The organism is Streptomyces sp. NPDC055239 (assembly GCF_053606205.1).
The window spans coordinates 71,789-87,199 of record NZ_JBSGRD010000007.1 but is presented as its reverse complement, the minus strand read 5'-3'; the positions used below and the strand labels follow the sequence as shown (position 1 = coordinate 87,199).

Annotated in this window: 16 protein-coding genes; 11 read left to right on the top strand and 5 right to left on the bottom strand. The window is 70.8% G+C overall.

From position 1 onward, the window contains the following. Window positions 1-45 precede the first annotated feature (45 nt). The 4 genes from bioB (at window position 46) to ACWFRJ_RS22810 (ending at window position 4,178) form a co-directional block, all read left to right on the top strand. Window positions 46-1,266 carry a biotin synthase BioB gene (gene bioB, locus ACWFRJ_RS22825; RefSeq protein WP_453533766.1) on the top strand — a complete coding sequence of 407 codons (1,221 nt, stop codon included), beginning with the start codon at window positions 46-48 and terminating at the stop codon, window positions 1,264-1,266. After that, window positions 1,259-2,584 carry an adenosylmethionine--8-amino-7-oxononanoate transaminase gene (locus ACWFRJ_RS22820; protein ID WP_453533763.1) on the top strand — a complete coding sequence of 442 codons (1,326 nt, stop codon included), beginning with the start codon at window positions 1,259-1,261 and terminating at the stop codon, window positions 2,582-2,584. The genes bioB and ACWFRJ_RS22820 overlap by 8 nt, the downstream gene beginning before the upstream one ends. A gap of 6 nt (window positions 2,585-2,590) precedes the next feature. Next, window positions 2,591-3,316, top strand: a complete 726-nt coding sequence (gene bioD / locus ACWFRJ_RS22815) for a dethiobiotin synthase (protein ID WP_453533760.1) — start codon at window positions 2,591-2,593, stop codon at window positions 3,314-3,316. Window positions 3,317-3,506: 190 nt separating this feature from the next. After that, the gene (locus ACWFRJ_RS22810; protein ID WP_453533757.1) at window positions 3,507-4,178 is read left to right on the top strand and encodes a class I SAM-dependent methyltransferase; all 672 of its coding nucleotides are present in this window, start codon (window positions 3,507-3,509) and stop codon (window positions 4,176-4,178) included. Window positions 4,179-4,209: 31 nt separating this feature from the next. Here ACWFRJ_RS22810 and ACWFRJ_RS22805 read toward each other — a convergent pair whose 3' ends face one another. The 3 genes from ACWFRJ_RS22805 to ACWFRJ_RS22795 all read right to left on the bottom strand — a co-directional run bounded on the left by ACWFRJ_RS22805 (window position 4,210) and on the right by ACWFRJ_RS22795 (window position 5,279). Further along, complete coding sequence (locus ACWFRJ_RS22805) at window positions 4,210-4,572, bottom strand: VOC family protein (RefSeq protein ID WP_453533755.1); 363 nt, start codon at window positions 4,570-4,572, stop codon at window positions 4,210-4,212. Between the two features lie 103 nt (window positions 4,573-4,675). Beyond that, window positions 4,676-5,047 carry a fic family toxin-antitoxin system, toxin component gene (locus tag ACWFRJ_RS22800; RefSeq protein ID WP_389906541.1) on the bottom strand — a complete coding sequence of 124 codons (372 nt, stop codon included), beginning with the start codon at window positions 5,045-5,047 and terminating at the stop codon, window positions 4,676-4,678. Window positions 5,048-5,051: 4 nt separating this feature from the next. Continuing rightward, on the bottom strand, window positions 5,052-5,279 hold the full coding sequence (locus tag ACWFRJ_RS22795) for an antitoxin (RefSeq protein WP_453533751.1): 228 nt from the start codon (window positions 5,277-5,279) through the stop codon (window positions 5,052-5,054). A 230-nt stretch (window positions 5,280-5,509) separates the two neighbouring features. On the opposite strand from ACWFRJ_RS22795, the gene ACWFRJ_RS22790 reads away from it, so the two are divergent. From ACWFRJ_RS22790 to abc-f, 7 genes are all read left to right on the top strand, one after another. Continuing rightward, window positions 5,510-6,379, top strand: coding sequence for an ABC transporter ATP-binding protein (locus ACWFRJ_RS22790; protein ID WP_453533748.1), 870 nt, complete (start codon window positions 5,510-5,512; stop codon window positions 6,377-6,379). Between the two features lie 14 nt (window positions 6,380-6,393). After that, window positions 6,394-8,958 (top strand): ABC transporter permease, encoded by a 2,565-nt coding sequence (locus tag ACWFRJ_RS22785; RefSeq protein WP_453533745.1) that lies wholly within the window; start codon window positions 6,394-6,396, stop codon window positions 8,956-8,958. Between the two features lie 48 nt (window positions 8,959-9,006). Beyond that, on the top strand, window positions 9,007-9,897 hold the full coding sequence (locus ACWFRJ_RS22780) for an LLM class F420-dependent oxidoreductase (RefSeq protein ID WP_453533742.1): 891 nt from the start codon (window positions 9,007-9,009) through the stop codon (window positions 9,895-9,897). A gap of 86 nt (window positions 9,898-9,983) precedes the next feature. Next, on the top strand, window positions 9,984-10,409 hold the full coding sequence (locus ACWFRJ_RS22775) for a GNAT family N-acetyltransferase (protein ID WP_453533739.1): 426 nt from the start codon (window positions 9,984-9,986) through the stop codon (window positions 10,407-10,409). 199 nt (window positions 10,410-10,608) lie between these two features. Continuing rightward, window positions 10,609-11,940: a hemolysin family protein gene (locus tag ACWFRJ_RS22770; RefSeq protein ID WP_453533736.1), complete on the top strand. Its 1,332-nt coding sequence runs from the start codon at window positions 10,609-10,611 to the stop codon at window positions 11,938-11,940. Next, entirely contained in the window at window positions 11,937-12,950 is a 1,014-nt protein-coding gene (locus ACWFRJ_RS22765; RefSeq protein ID WP_453533733.1) for a hemolysin family protein, read from the top strand. The genes ACWFRJ_RS22770 and ACWFRJ_RS22765 overlap by 4 nt, the downstream gene beginning before the upstream one ends. Window positions 12,951-12,974: 24 nt before the next feature. After that, window positions 12,975-14,612, top strand: coding sequence for a ribosomal protection-like ABC-F family protein (gene abc-f / locus ACWFRJ_RS22760; RefSeq protein ID WP_453533730.1), 1,638 nt, complete (start codon window positions 12,975-12,977; stop codon window positions 14,610-14,612). A 6-nt stretch (window positions 14,613-14,618) separates the two neighbouring features. Here abc-f and ACWFRJ_RS22755 read toward each other — a convergent pair whose 3' ends face one another. Together ACWFRJ_RS22755 and ACWFRJ_RS22750 are read right to left on the bottom strand one after the other, a co-directional pair. Beyond that, window positions 14,619-14,888, bottom strand: a complete 270-nt coding sequence (locus ACWFRJ_RS22755; protein WP_453533727.1) for a holin — start codon at window positions 14,886-14,888, stop codon at window positions 14,619-14,621. Window positions 14,889-14,999: 111 nt separating this feature from the next. Beyond that, window positions 15,000-15,395, bottom strand: coding sequence for a cupin domain-containing protein (locus ACWFRJ_RS22750; protein WP_453533724.1), 396 nt, complete (start codon window positions 15,393-15,395; stop codon window positions 15,000-15,002). Window positions 15,396-15,411 lie beyond the last annotated feature (16 nt).

The window sequence follows — 15,411 nt, the reverse complement described above, 5'->3', positions numbered from 1 at the left end:
AAGTCTCCTTGGAAAGGGAGGCTCTCGTACGTAAGGATCAGCGCCATGGATCTGCTGAACACGCTGGTGGACAAGGGGCTTCGGCGCGAGCTGCCGACCCGCGAAGAGGCGCTGGCCGTGCTGGCCACCTCCGACGACGAGCTTCTCGACGTGGTGGCCGCCGCCGGGAAGGTGCGGCGGCAGTGGTTCGGGCGGCGGGTGAAGCTCAACTATCTGGTCAATCTCAAGTCGGGCCTCTGCCCCGAGGACTGCTCGTACTGTTCGCAGCGCCTCGGCTCGACGGCGGGCATCCTCAAATACACCTGGCTGAAGCCCGACGAGGCCTCGCAGTCCGCGGCGGCCGGGGTGGCGGGCGGCGCGAAGCGGGTCTGCCTGGTCGCGAGCGGCCGCGGTCCGACCGACCGTGACGTCGACCGGGTCTCGCAGACCATCGAGGCGATCAAGGAGCAGAACGAGGGCGTCGAGGTGTGCGCGTGCCTCGGGCTGCTCTCCGCGGGCCAGGCGGACAAACTGCGCACGGCGGGCGCGGACGCGTACAACCACAACCTCAATACGTCCGAGGGGACGTACGGGCAGATCACCACGACCCACACCTACGCCGACCGCGTGGACACCGTGCAGCAGGCGCAGGCCGCGGGCCTCTCCGCCTGTTCGGGTCTGATCGCGGGCATGGGCGAGACGGATGAGGACCTGGTGGACGTGGTCTACGCACTGCGTGACCTCGACCCCGACTCGGTGCCGGTCAACTTCCTGATCCCCTTCGAGGGCACCCCGCTGGCCAAGGAGTGGAACCTCACCCCGCAGCGCTGCCTGCGCATCCTGGCGATGGTCCGCTTCGTCTGCCCCGACGTGGAGGTGCGCATCGCGGGTGGCCGCGAGGTGCATCTGCGCACGATGCAGCCCCTGGCGCTTCACCTCGCCAACTCGATCTTCCTCGGCGACTATCTGACCAGTGAGGGCCAGGCCGGCAAGACCGACCTGGAGATGATCGCGGACGCCGGTTTCGAGGTCGAGGGCGCGGGCACGGTGACGCTGCCGGAGCACCGCGCGGACGCGATCGCGGCGGCGGGATGCGGGTCGCACGGTGGCGGGGGCGGGGGCGGATGCGGGTCGCACGCGGACGGCGGGGGCGGCTGCGGGCCGTGCGGCTCCTCGTCCGAAGCGGCGCCGGCCGAGGCCGCAGGGACCGAAGCGTCCGAGGCACGCACGGATCTGGTGGCGGTACGCCGACGGGGCGCGGGAACGGATCTGGCGCCCAATGCCTGACCCTTCCAACCTCTCCAACCTCTCAGGCCTCTCCAGTCTCTCCGTGCCCGAACTGCTCGACCTGGACCGTCGCCACGTGTGGCATCCGTACGGCCCGATGCCCGGCCGCCAGGAACCCCTGGTCGTCGAGTCGGCGAGCGGCGTACGGCTGCGGCTCGCGGACGGCGGGGGTGAGTTGGTCGACGGCATGTCGTCCTGGTGGTCGGCGATCCACGGCTACAACCACCCCGTGCTCAACGACGCCGTGCGCGGTCAGCTGGACCGGATGAGCCATGTGATGTTCGGCGGGCTCACCCATGAGCCCGCCGTGCGCCTCGCGAAGCACCTTGTCGACATGTCTCCGGACGGCCTCGAGCATGTCTTCCTCGCGGACTCCGGTTCGGTGTCGGTCGAGGTCGCGATCAAGATGTGCCTGCAGCACTGGCGTTCTCTCGGCCGCCCGGCCAAGCGGCGGATGCTGACCTGGCGCGGCGGCTACCACGGGGACACCTGGCAACCCATGTCTGTGTGCGACCCCGAGGGCGGTATGCACGAGCTGTGGCAGGGGGCGCTGCCCCAGCAGGTGTTCGCGGACATGCCGCCCGCGGGGTACGAGGCGTACGACGACGCGTACGCCGACCATCTGCGCGAGGTGATCGGGCGCCACGCCGACGAGCTCGCCGCTGTGATCGTGGAGCCCGTGGTGCAGGGCGCGGGCGGTATGCGGTTCCACTCCCCCGCTTATCTGCGGGTGTTGCGGGAGGCCTGCGACGAGCACGACGTGCTGCTCGTGTTCGACGAGATCGCCACGGGGTTCGGCCGCACGGGCGCGCTGTTCGCCGCGGACCACGCGGGGGTCACACCCGATGTGATGTGCCTGGGCAAGGCGCTGACCGGCGGCTACATGACGCTGGCGGCCACGCTGTGCACGCCGCGGGTCGCGGACGGCATCTCTCGGGGCGAGGTGCCCGTCCTGGCCCACGGCCCGACGTTCATGGGCAATCCGCTCGCCGCCGCGGTGGCCTGCGCCTCGATCGAGCTGCTGCTCGGGCAGGACTGGCGGACCGAGGTCAAGCGCATCGAGGCCGGCCTGCGCGGCTCGCTGGCCGAAGCTGCCGGACTGCCGGGTGTACGGGACGTACGCGTGCTCGGCGCGATCGGCGTCGTGCAGCTGGACCACGACGTCGACATGGCGGCGGCCACGCGCGCCGCGACGCGCGAGGGAGTGTGGGTGCGGCCGTTCCGCGACCTCATCTACACGATGCCGCCGTTCGTCACGAGCGACGACGACGTGGCACGGATCGGGCGCGCGGTGTGCGCGGCGGCGAAGGAGGGCTGAGCTGACATGACAGTCATCGTGGTGTCCGGGACCGGCACCGAGATCGGCAAGACGGTCACGACGGCCGCCGTCGCCGCCCTCGCGCTCGCCGCGGGGCGCAGTGTCGCGGTGCTCAAGCCCGCGCAGACGGGCGTTGCACCCGGCGAACCGGGCGACGCGGAAGAGGTGACGCGTCTCGCGGGGAACGGGATCACCACCCTCGAACTCGCCCGCTTTCCCGAGCCACTTGCCCCGAACACCGCCGCGCGGCGGGCAGCCATGACGCCGGTCCGGCCGTACGAAGTGGCCGAGGCGGCACAGAAGTTGGCGGCCGGGCACGACCTGGTCCTGGTCGAGGGCGCGGGCGGACTGCTCGTGCGCTACGACGACGAGGGCGCCACCCTCGCCGACGCCGCACGCCTCCTCACGGCCCCGGTCCTGGTGGTCACGCCGGCGGGCCTCGGCACCCTGAACACGACGGCGCTCACCGCGGAGGCGCTGCGGGCCCGCGGCCTGGAGCCGCTGGGGGTGACGATCGGCAGCTGGCCCAGCACACCGGACCTGGCCGCACGCTGCAACCTCGCGGACCTGCCCCAGGCGGCGGACGCACCACTTCTCGGTGCGGTGCCGCAGGGCGCGGGTTCACTCGCGCCGGGCGACTTCCGCACCCGAGCCGGGGACTGGCTTGGGCCGGAGCTGGGGGGCGTCTGGGACAGCGCGGCTTTCACGGCACGGGAGACGGCGGGGCTCTGAGGACACCGGGGCGCTGACGACAGCGAACCTCAGCGCTCAGCTGTCGCACCACCGCCCGACACGTCGCACACCGGCACCTCCAGCACGCCCGGGAGTGCCGGGAGCCGTGCACTCACGGGTGTCCTCGTGGGGGAAAACGGCGCTGCCTGGGCACCATTGCGGTATCCGCTCGCCCCGTCGAGGAGGGCCCATGTCACCTCGTTCCGCCAAAGCCGCGTCCCGGGACGCCGTGCACCACCCCGTCTTCGCCCGTTTCTATGCCCGCCAGAGCGTGGCCGCCGAGCGGGTGATCGCCGCGTACCGCAAGGAGCTTCTCTCCGGTCTCTCCGGCCGTGTGATCGAGGTAGGTGCGGGGAACGGTCTGAACTTCGCGCACTATCCGTCGGCGGTGTCCGAGGTCGTGGCCATCGAACCCGAGCGCACCCTGCGGCAGCTGGCCGCGTCCACGGCCGTACGGGTCGACGTACCGGTCGACGTCGTGCCCGGCGTCGCCGAGGCGCTGCCCGTCAAGAGCGAGGCCTTCGACGGCGCCGTGACCTCACTGGTGCTGTGCAGCGTGCGCGACGTGCCCCGCGCTCTCGGAGAGCTGCGGCGCGTCCTGCGCCCCGGCGGCGAACTGCGGTTCTTCGAGCACGGCGTGGCTCCGGGCACGGCGATGGCGACCGCGCAGCGCGCCCTGGACCGCACGGTCTGGCCGCTGCTCTTCGGCGGCTGTCACGTCGCCCGCGACACGGTGGGCGCCCTGCGCGCCGCGGGATTCGAGATCGGCCCGTACCGAAGTCTTCTGGTGCCCCCGAAAGGCCCGCGGCTGCCTTCTTCGTACTGCGTGCTCGGCACGGCCCGGCGGCCCGGGAACGACTGACTCCCCCGTCCCTTCAAGCGGGCGCCGGACGTCAGATCGCCTGCGTGAGGTTGACCGCGTTGCCGTCCGGATCCTTGATGTGCGCGACACGCTGCCCCCACGGCATGTCGTTGGCAGGCCCGAGCGCCTCGCCGCCGAGGGCGTCCACCCGCTTGAGGAGGTCGTCCACCGCCTCCACCGCCACGCTCAGCAGAATGCGCTGCGGCGTGCCCAGCGGCACGCTCGCGTCCGAGACGACGCCGAGCTCCGAGTCGCCGATGCGCAGGTCCACGAAGAACGCGGGCCCCTCCTCCGGACTCCTCGACACCTCCTGCGCCCCGAACAGCTCCTGATAGAAACGCAGCAGGCGGTCGAGTTCCGGGGTGATGATCATCGGCTGGATGGCGGCAGGCATGGACGTCCTCCTGGGGTGCGGCTCTCTCGCACCGAACCTATCCCCGCCACATGATCAGTCGCGTACGAACTGGCCTCAGGGGACGCGCAGTTCACTCAACCGGTTACAGACTCCACCTCCGCAGCTCCTCCGCGATGGTGTGCACGCTCGCCCCGTCCTCCTTCACGAGCCGGGCCAGTTCCCGCACCTGCTCGGGCGAGGTGACGACCTTCATGCCGCTTGCGACCAGATAGGCGTAGGCGACGGACGAGGCGAAGAGGGCGTTGGAGCGTTCCAGGGCGGGGATGTGCAGGAGTACCTGGAGCAGGGCTGCGGCGCGGTCGTGGGGACTTTCGTAGACGGGCACGCCGAAAATCTCCGCCTCGTGCCGACTGACGGCGGCCACCAGGGCACCCCAGTCGGTGACCTGCGGATCCCCGGGCGTCTTGTGTTCGGCGATCATCAACAGCCAGGCAAGATCGATTCTGAGGTTCAAAGGCTCAACGACGACCCTCGCGCTCGGGACCGAACTCTTCGGCGAAGACGGATTCGTACTGCTTCATAAAGTCGGCGGCGGCCTCGACGAAGGTGTGCCCGATTTCGCCGGCGTCCTGTTTGACCAGTTCCTCGATGTAGCGGTTCACGCTCATCCCGCGGGCGAGCGCGCGCTCGCGAGCGGCCCGGGCGGTGTCTTCGTCCACCCGCACGTTCAGCTGAGTCTTCGCCATGCTGTCAAGCTAGCGCCGCAGCGCTAGCACCGACAAGAGGGCGCGGGAGGGCGCGGGAAGGCGCAGAGGCGCACAAGAGAGCCGGCTGAGCACCGGGCCAGTGTCCCTTACATACGTATCCGGTCCACGACCTCGGAGGGATACCGGCGCCCGCCCCGGCCCTCTACTCTCGGCAGGATTAAGGGAGTTGGGATTACGGGAGTTGAACGGCCACGACCCAGGAGGCGGCCTTGCCCACACCTGCTTCGGCACCGGCCACAGGCCTTGCGGAGCCCGCCGAGGTCGCCGCACGCGCACGCGCCCTGACCAAGGCGTACGGATCCGGCGAGACCGCCGTGCTCGCCCTCGACTCGGTCGACGTGGACATCGCACGCGGCCGTTTCACGGCGGTCATGGGCCCGTCCGGTTCGGGCAAGTCGACGCTCATGCACCTGCTCGCCGGGCTCGACAATGTCTCCGCAGGTCAGGTGTGGCTCGGTGACACCGAGATCACGGGGCTCAAGGAGCGGGAGCTGACCCAGCTGCGGCGGGACCGCGTCGGGTTCATGTTCCAGTCCTTCAACCTCATCCCCACTCTGAACGCCGTCGAGAACATCACGCTGCCGATGGACATCGCGGGCCGGAGCCCCGACCGCGAGTGGCTCGCGTACGTCATCGACACGCTCGGCCTGCGCGACCGCCTCAAGCACCGGCCCGCCCAGCTGTCCGGCGGCCAGCAGCAGCGCGTCGCCTGCGCGCGGGCGCTCGCGGCGCGCCCCGAGCTGATCTTCGCGGACGAGCCGACCGGCAACCTCGACTCCCGCGCGGGCCTCGAAGTGCTCGGATTCCTGCGCGAGGCCGTCGACAAGCTGGAGCAGACCGTCGTCATGGTCACCCACGACCCGGGCGCGGCCGCCCACGCCGACCTGGTGCTCTTCCTCGCGGACGGCAGGATCGTCGACCAGATGCCGCGCCCGACGGCGGATGCGGTCCTCGAACGCCTCAAGCGGTTCGACGCGGCTCACGCGCTGCTGCCGGAGAGCCGTGCCGAGTCCGACGGCGGTCCGGACCTCGGCAGCAAGACCGACAGCGAGGTCGACGGCAAGCCGGACCGGGACTGAGGCGGCCGGCGGCCATGCTGAAGGCGACGCTCAGGAGCTTCCTCGCGCACAAGGGCAGGCTGCTGCTCTCCGCCCTCGCCGTGATCCTCTCGGTGGCGTTCGTCGCGGGAAGCCTCATCTTCTCGGACACGGTGGCCCGCACCTTCGACCGGCTCTTCGCCTCGACGTCCGCCGATGTGACCGTCGAGCCGAAGGAGAACCTCGACGAGGCGGTGCCGTCGGGGCAGACGCCGACGATCCCCGCGAAGCTCGCGGGCCGTGTGGCCGAGGTCGACGGGGTGGCCCGTACCCGTGTCGACGCGGCCGTCGAGAACATCACCATCGTCGACAGCAAGAACGACTCGGTGGGCCCCACCACCGGCGCCCCCACCATCGCCACCAACTGGCAGGTCACCGACCGCAGCCCCGTCGACCTGACCTCGGGGCACGCCCCTCGCGGCAAGCACCAGGCGCTGCTCGACGCGGACACGGCCGACAAGAAGGACGTGAAGATCGGCGACACCCTCACGGTGCTCGCCGCGCCCGGCTCGTTCAAGGTCAAGGTCGTCGGCATCGTCACCTTCACCACCACCAACCCCGGCGCGGCCCTGGTCTTCCTGGACACTCCGGCCGCCCAGCGTGAGCTCCTGGGCAACAAGGACGCGGCGACGGGCATCTCGGTCGACGCCGCCCCCGGTGTGAGCGACATCGAGCTGAAGCGACGTATCGCCGCCGAACTGGGTTCGGGCTACGACCTGAAGACCGCCGACGAGCAGGCCACATCGGCCGCGTCCGACCTCGGCGGATTCCTGGACGTCATCAAGTACGTGATGCTCGGCTTCGCGGGCATCGCCGTCCTGGTCGGCATCTTCCTGATCGTCAACACCTTCTCGATGCTGATCGCGCAGCGCACCCGCGAACTGGGCCTGTTGCGCGCGCTCGGCGCCGACCGCAGGCAGGTCCGCCGCTCCGTCCTCACCGAGGCGGTCCTGCTCGGCGTGGTCGGTTCGACGGTCGGCCTCGCGGCGGGGATCGGGCTCGCGGCCGGGCTCATCGAGCTGATGGGCCTGTTCGGGATGAACCTGAAGTCGACCGAGATGGTCATCGGGTGGGGAACTCCCGTCGCCTCGTACGTCGTCGGGGTCGGCGTCACCTTCGTCGCGGCGTACCTCCCGGCCAGGCGCGCGGCCCAGGTCTCGCCGATGGCGGCGCTCGCCGACGCGGAGATCGCGGGCGTGGGCAGGCCGTTGAGGATCCGCGCGACCGTCGGCGTGGCCGTCGGTGCGGCGGGCGCCGCCGCACTCGTGGGCTGCGCGACCTCGGAGAAGACGTCCACGGCTGCGTCCCTGCTCGGCCTCGGCATCGTCCTCACCCTGATCGCCACCGTGATCGCGGGTCCGCTCCTCGTCCGCCCGGTGATCCGGGTGCTCGGCGGCGCGTTCCCCGCCCTGTTCGGCTCGGTCGGCCGGATGAGCCAGCGCAACGCGCTGCGCAACCCGCGCCGCACGGGCGCGACGGCCGCCGCCCTCATGGTGGGCCTCGCACTGGTGAGCGGCATGTCCGTGGCGAGCGCGTCGATGACCAAGTCCTTCGACGAGCAGATCGACAAGACACTGGGCGCCGACTTCGTCGTACAGAACAGCAACTTCGTGCCGTTCTCGCGGGAGATCACCGAGAAGGTGCGGGGCACCGAGGGCGTCGGGCTCGTCGTGCGTCAGCGGTTCGCGCCGGTGAAGGTGTCCATGCCGGACGGCAAGAGCGTGGAGACGACCGCGGCGGGCTACGATCCGCGCCTCGACGACGTCGCCCACGTCACGTACGTCTCGGGCGACACGTCCACGGCGCTCGCGCCCGGAAACATCGCCATGCAGCGGGACTTCGCGCGGGACCACAAGATCCGGACGGGTGCGAAGCTGCCCGTGGAGTTCCCCGGCGGGCGCAGGACGCAACTGACGGTGGGCGCGCTCACCGATCAGCCGGGAGCCGAGGGGTTCGGCGTCGAGGGCGGGCTCTTCTTCGGCATGGAGACCGTCGAGGAGTTCGTGCCGGGCGGTCAGGACTCCGCGCTGTACGTGAACGCTGCCTCCGGCACGGGGTCCGACACGTTGCGCGACCGTCTTGAGAAGACCCTCGATCCGTTTCCGCAGGTGCAGGTCCGCGACCAGGCCGACTACAAGGATCTGATCCGCGAGCAGATCGCCGTGATGCTCTACCTCGTCTACGCGCTGCTCGGCCTTGCGATCATCATCGCGGTCCTCGGCGTGGTCAACACCCTGGCCCTCTCGGTCGTCGAGCGCACCCGGGAGATCGGCCTGCTGCGCGCCATCGGGCTCGCCCGGCGGCAACTGCGCCGAATGATCCGCCTGGAGTCGGTGGTGATCGCGGTGTTCGGCGCGCTGCTCGGGCTCGCACTCGGCCTGGTGTGGGGTGTCGCGGCACAGCAGGTGCTCGCGCTGCAGGGCATGACGGCGCTCGCGATCCCCTGGACGACGGTGATCGCGGTCCTTGTCGGATCGGTGGTCGTCGGCCTCGCCGCGGCGCTGCTGCCCGCGCTGCGCGCATCGCGCATGAATGTGCTGGCGGCCATCGCGCACGAGTGATGGACTGGGGCCTCTGCGCCCAACTGTCCATACTCATGAGGAGAGTTCATGGCCCGCCCGTTCCGCTTCGGGGTCAACATGGTCACCGCTTCCACCGGCGACGAGTGGCGCAAGAAGTGCCGCAAGGCAGAGGCGCTCGGCTACGACGTCATCCTGGTCGCCGACCATCTCGGCATGCCCGCCCCGTTCCCCTCGGTCGTCGCCGCCGCCGAGGCCACCGAGCGGCCCCGAGTCGGCACGTTCGTCCTGAACACCGGATTCTGGAACCCCACGCTGCTCGCCCGCGAGGTGGCGACGGCGGACGCGCTCACGGACGGGCGCCTCGAGCTGGGTCTGGGCACGGGTTACGTCAAGCCGGAGCACGACGTCGCCGGTCTGCCCTGGGGCACGCCCGGTGAGCGCGTGGCCCATCTCCGGCGCACCATCGAGGAGTTGGACAGACTCCTCGGCTCCGACGAGCACCAGCCGGGGACGCTGCAGAAACCCCGGCCGCCGCTCCTTGTCGGCGGCAACGGCGACCGCATGCTGAAGCTGACCGCCGAGCACGCCGACATCGCGGCCTTCACCGGCGCCAAGGTGGCCCCGGGTGACAGCAGCGGGAAGATGAGCCACCTCACGCCCGAGGAGCTGGACGAGCGGATCGCCGTCTACCGGCGCTTCGCCGCGGGCCGCTCCGAACCGGCGGAGCTGAATCTGCTGATCCAGCTGGTCGAGGTGACCGGCGACCGCCGGGGAGCGATCCAGCCGGTACTCGAGTACATCCCGCACCTCACCGAGGACGGGGCCCTCGACCTGCCGATCCTCCTCATCGGCACGGTCGAACAAATGGCCGAGCAGCTGCGCGCCCAGCGGGAGCGGTACGGCTTCTCGTACCTCACCGTCCTCGAGCCCGCCATGGACGCGTTCGGACCGGTCATCGAGCAGTTGCGCGGCGAGTGAGGGGACGTACTCAGGACGGTGCACGGCCGCCCGAGCCCGCGGAAACCACTCGCCAGACCGCCGGACGCACTGCTTACATCTCCCCCATGAGTGATCTCCACATCCGCAGCGCGACCCCTTCGGACATCGACACCGTGCTGCGGTTCTGGCGTGAAGCCGCGGAGGGCACGAGCATCAGCGACGACCACGACGGCGTCGCCCGCCTCGTCGCACGGGACCCCGAGGCCCTGCTGATCGCGGAGCGCGACGGCCTCATCTCCGGAACCGTGATTGCCGGCTTCGACGGCTGGCGCTGCCACGTGTACCGCCTCGCCGTGCACCCCGACCACCGCCGCCAGGGCATCGGCTCGGCGCTGCTCGCCGCGGCCGAGGAGCGTTTCCTGGGCCTCGGCGGGCGCCGCGGCGACGCCATGGTCCTGAACCGCAACGAGCAGGCCCATCACACGTGGCATGCCGCGGGCTACGCGCCCGAGCCGCAGTGGAGCCGCTGGGTGAAGCACCTCGCCGACTGAGCGGCCGAGCCATGGGTACCCGCAGACAGCCCGGCAGGCCCGGGCAGCCCGCAGGAGTGGCCATTGCTGATCCTTTAAAATGGACGGACCACTCGAACGTCAACGAAAGGTGTGAGCGTCCGCCCATGGGCGAGCCTCCCAGTACCCGACATCGCGCATTCCCCCGGTCCCTGCCCGATCATGGGACGGAGGTGACCCGATGACCGAAGTGCTCCTGCTCCTCGTGGCGGTGCTGCTCTCGCTGGCCTGCGGCGTCTTCGTCGCGGCCGAGTTCTCCCTCACGACGGTCGAACGCAGCGAACTGGAGCGAGCCTCCGAACGCGGCGAGCGCGGCGCTGCGGGCGCCCTCAAGGCCGTCAAGAACCTCACTTTCCAGCTCTCCGGGGCCCAGCTGGGCATCACCGTCACCAACCTGGTCGTCGGCATGCTCTCCGAGTCCTCCATCGCCAAGCTGATCGCGGGCCCGCTGCGCTCGATGGGCATCCCCTCTTCGGCGGCCTCATCGGTGGCCCTGGTCATCGGTACGGCCCTTTCGACGGTCTTCCTGATGGTCGTCGGCGAGCTGGTCCCCAAGAACTGGGCGATCTCGTCGCCGCTGGCCGTCGCCAAACGGGTGGCGACGGCGCAGCGCCTGTTCAGCTCCCTGTTCCGCCCCTTCATCGCGCATCTGAACAACACCGCGAACCGCTCCGTACGCCGCTTCGGCATCCAGCCCACCGAGGAGCTGGCCTCCGCGCGCAGCCCCAAGGAGCTGGTGGCGCTCGCCAGGCACTCCGCCAAGGAGGGCTCCCTGGAGGCGGACACCGCCGAGCTGTTCGTCCGCACCCTGAACCTCGCCGACCTCACCGCGGAGAACGTGATGACGCCGCGCGTCCAGGTCATGGCTCTGGACGTGATGGCCACCTGCGAGGACGTCGCGAACGCCACCCGCGCGACGGGCCTGTCCCGCTTCCCCGTCTACCGCGGCAACCTCGACTCGGTCGTCGGCGTCGCGCACATCAAGGACGTCCTCGCGGTACCGGCCGAGCGCAGGGCCCGCTACCCCGTCGCGGAGCTGATGCGCCAGCCCCTCCTCGTACCGGAGACGCTGACCGTCGACCGTCTGCTCGACCGGCTCTCCGGCAAGCGCACGATGGCCGTGGTCATCGACGAGTACGGCGGCACGGCCGGTGTCGCGACCCTGGAGGACATCGTCGAGGAGGTCGTCGGCGAGGTGCGGGACGAGCACGACCCGCACGAGACGTCCGACATCGCCGCCGCGGGCACGGACGACGACGGCCGGACGCAGTACTCCGCCGACGGCTCGGCCCGCACCGACCAGCTCGCCCGCGTCGGCCTGCGCGCCCCTGACGGGCCCTACGAGACCCTTGCCGGGCTCGTCGCGACCGAGCTCGGCCGTATCCCGGCCGAGGGCGACAGCCTCGACGTGGGCGGCTGGCGGCTCGACGTGGTGGACGCCCGTGGCCGCCGCGCGGCCCGCGTCCTGCTGCACGCGCCCCTGCACGACGACCACCAGGAGGAGGAGCGATGATCGCCGTCCAGTTGTTGATCGGCCTGGCGACCCTCGTGGTCAACGGCTTCTTCGTGGGCGCCGAGTTCGCCCTCATCTCCGTACGGAGGAGTCAGATCGAGCCGCACGCCGAGGACGGCGACCGGCGCGCCAAGAGCGTGCTGTGGGGTCTTCAGCACGTATCCGCGCTGCTCGCCGCCGCGCAGCTCGGCATCACGCTGTGCACGCTGGTGCTCGGCATCGTCGCCGAGCCCGCGATCGCGCACCTCCTGGAGCCGCTGTTCGACGGGATCGGGGTGCCGCACGGCATGGTCCACCCGATCTCGTTCATCATCGCCCTGACGGTGGCGACGTATCTGCACATGCTGCTCGGCGAGATGATCCCCAAGAACATCTCGCTGGCCGAGCCGGTGCGCACGGCGCTGCTGCTCGGCCCGCCGCTCGTCGCGATCGCGCGGGGGCTGCGTCCGGTCATCTTCGCGATCAACGCGTTCGCCAACGGCCTCCTGAAGCTGCTCAGGGTCGAGGCGAAGGACGAGGTCAGCGCGTCCTTCTCGGACGACGAGCTCGCCCGCATGGTCAAGGACTCCAGCGAGGCGGGTCTGATCGACGACCGCGCCCAGGAGCGGCTGCACGACGCCCTCGAGCTGGGCCGCCGTCCCGTCAGGGATGTGGTGCTCCCGCTGGAGAGCGTGGTCCACGCCCGGGTGGGCGTGACGCCGGAGGAGCTCGAGCGGCTCTCGGCTGAGTCCGGCTTCTCGCGCTTCCCCGTCGTGGACGACGGCCTTCGTATCGTCGGCTATCTGCACGTCAAGGACGCGCTCGACCGGATGCCGCGCGATCTGCAGTTCCGGGTGCCGGACATGCGGAAGATCGCCCAGGTCCGTGAGACCACACCGCTTGACGACGTGCTGACCGCGATGCGCCGCAGCCGCACGCATGTGGCGGCGGTGCTCGGCTCGGACGGCAAGCTGGCCGGCATGGTCACGATGGAGGACGTACTGCGGGAGCTGTTCGGTCAGCCCGTGTGAAGCTGAAGCTCTGAAGCGAGGGGGATGCGCACCGTGAGTCAACTCGTCCTGCGCGACGTGTCGTACGGATATCCGGAGCGGCCTGTGCTCGAACAGGTCTCCCTGTCGGTACGGCCCGGCGAGAAGGCCTGTGTCATCGGTGAGAACGGCTCGGGGAAGTCGACGCTCCTGCGCCTGATGGCGGGCGAGTTCGTGCCCGCCGACGGCGAGGTGGCCGTCGTGTCGGACGGCGGCACCGGCTATCTCGCGCAGACCCTGCGCCTTCCGCCGCACGCCACCGTGCGGGACGCGGTGGACGACGCGCTCGCCGAACTGCGGGACCTGGAGCGGCGGATCCGGCGGGCCGAGGAGTCGCTCGGCTCGGCGGGAGAGGCCGAACTCGCGGCGTACGGAGACCTCATCGCCGCGTTCGAGGCGCGTGACGGCTACCGCGCCGACGCGCGCCTCGACGCGGCCCTTCACGGACTCGGCGTACCGCACCTGGAGCGTTCCCGGACCCTGGGATCGCTGTCCGGCGGCGAGGCCGCGCGCCTCGCGCTCGCCTGCGTCCTGGCCCCGCAGCCCGAACTGCTCCTCCTGGACGAGCCGACGAACCACCTGGACGACCAGGCGCTCGGCTGGCTGGAGGAGCGGCTGCGCGCCCACCGGGGCACGGTCGTCGCCGTCACCCACGACCGGGTCTTCCTCGACAGGGTCGCCGAGGCGATCGTCGAGGTCGACGGCGACCGCCGGAGCGTGGCCCGCTTCGGCGGCGGCTGGCACGGCTATCTGGAGCAGCGCGCCACGGCCCGGCGGCGCTGGGAGGAGCGTTACCGCGAGTGGAACGACGAGGTGACGCGCCAGGAGCGGCTCGCGGAGGCTGGTTCCGACCGGCTCTCCGTGGGCTGGCGGATGAGCGAAAGCCCCCGTTTCGCGGGCCATCAGCGGTCCGTGGAGGGCCAGATCTCCGGTGCCGTGCGCAACGCGCGCGAGCGGCTGCGCAGGCTGCGTGCGGAGCCGGTGCCACGCCCGCCCGACCCGCTGCACTTCACGCCCGGTGAGGGCATCGAGGGCGGCGACCACCCCTTCGTACGCCCGGCGGTCCTGACGGACGTCGCGGTGGGCGAGCGTCTCGCCGTCGAGGACCTGCTCCTCGAACCGGGTTCGCGCACGCTGGTGACCGGGGTGAACGGCGCGGGCAAGTCGACGCTGCTCGGCGTCCTGGCCGGGGCGCTCACCCCGGATCGCGGGGAGGTGCGACTCCCTTCCCGCGTCGGCTATTTGCCGCAGGAGATCGAGTACATCAGCGGGTCCTACGAGGACACGGCGAGGCCGCTCCTCGACGCCTTCGCGGCGGGTCTCGCGGGGCTGCCCGATGACCACGCGGAGGCGCTCCTCTCCCTCGGTCTCTTCCGCGAGGAGGACCTGGTCGTGCCGGTGAAGGGGCTCTCCGTGGGACAGCGCCGCCGCTTGGCCCTTGCCCGCCTGGTGACGCGTCCTGCCGACCTCCTCCTGCTCGACGAGCCGACGAACCACCTCTCCCCAGCCCTGGTCGAGGAGCTCGACCAGGCGCTCGCGGAGTACCGGGGCACGCTGGTCGTGGTGTCGCACGACCGGCGGCTTCGGGAGCGGTTCCGGGGCGATCGGATCTCGGTGGAGGCCGGCCGGGTGGTCAGGGCCTGACTCCTTTCAGGGCGCGGTGTGCTCCTTGCGGGGCGTGGGCGTCTTGCGGGGCGTAGGCGTCTCCGTGATGCCGGGCCCGTGCGCCCCGACGTTCGCGGCGCCGACCGCCGTGAGGACGGCGAGCAGCGTCGCCATCCCCGCGGTGGCGAGCGCCGCTTTCCAGTCGACGTCCAGGAGGGTCGTCGCCCCGGCGATCAGGACAGCGGCGAGCGACTGCGCGAAGGTACGGATCGCGCGCTCCGCGGTGGCCTCCCAGAATCCAGCGGTCCACATCATGTCTGACCCACTCTTTCGACTCATGTCTGGCCCACCCTTTCGACGTTGACGGGTCATCACATGGCATACCGCTGTCAGGTACCGGTGCCCAGGGGGTCACCGGGGTCTCTCTCAGAGTTCGAGGCTGTGACCCGTCGTCGCGTCGACGTGGTCCGGGATCTCCCCGTGGCGGTCGCCGACCGTCGGGGTGCCCGTGGGCTCGAAGAGGAGGATCTTCGCGCCGGACGGGGCCGACGGCTTGTGTTCCGTGCCGCGCGGGACCGTGAAGACGGCGTCCTTGGGGAGGGTGACCGTACGTTCGCCGGACGGCTCGCGCAGGGAGATGCGCAGTTCGCCCTCAAGGACCAGGAAGAACTCGTCGGTGTCGTCATGGACGTGCCACAAATGCTCGCCCTCCACCTTCGCCACACGTACGTCGTAGTCGTTGACACGGGTGACGATCCGGGGGCTCCACAGGGCGTCGAAGGAGGCAAGGGCTTCGCCCAGGGCGATGGGTTCGTTGCTCATGTGACCAGCCTCAGGC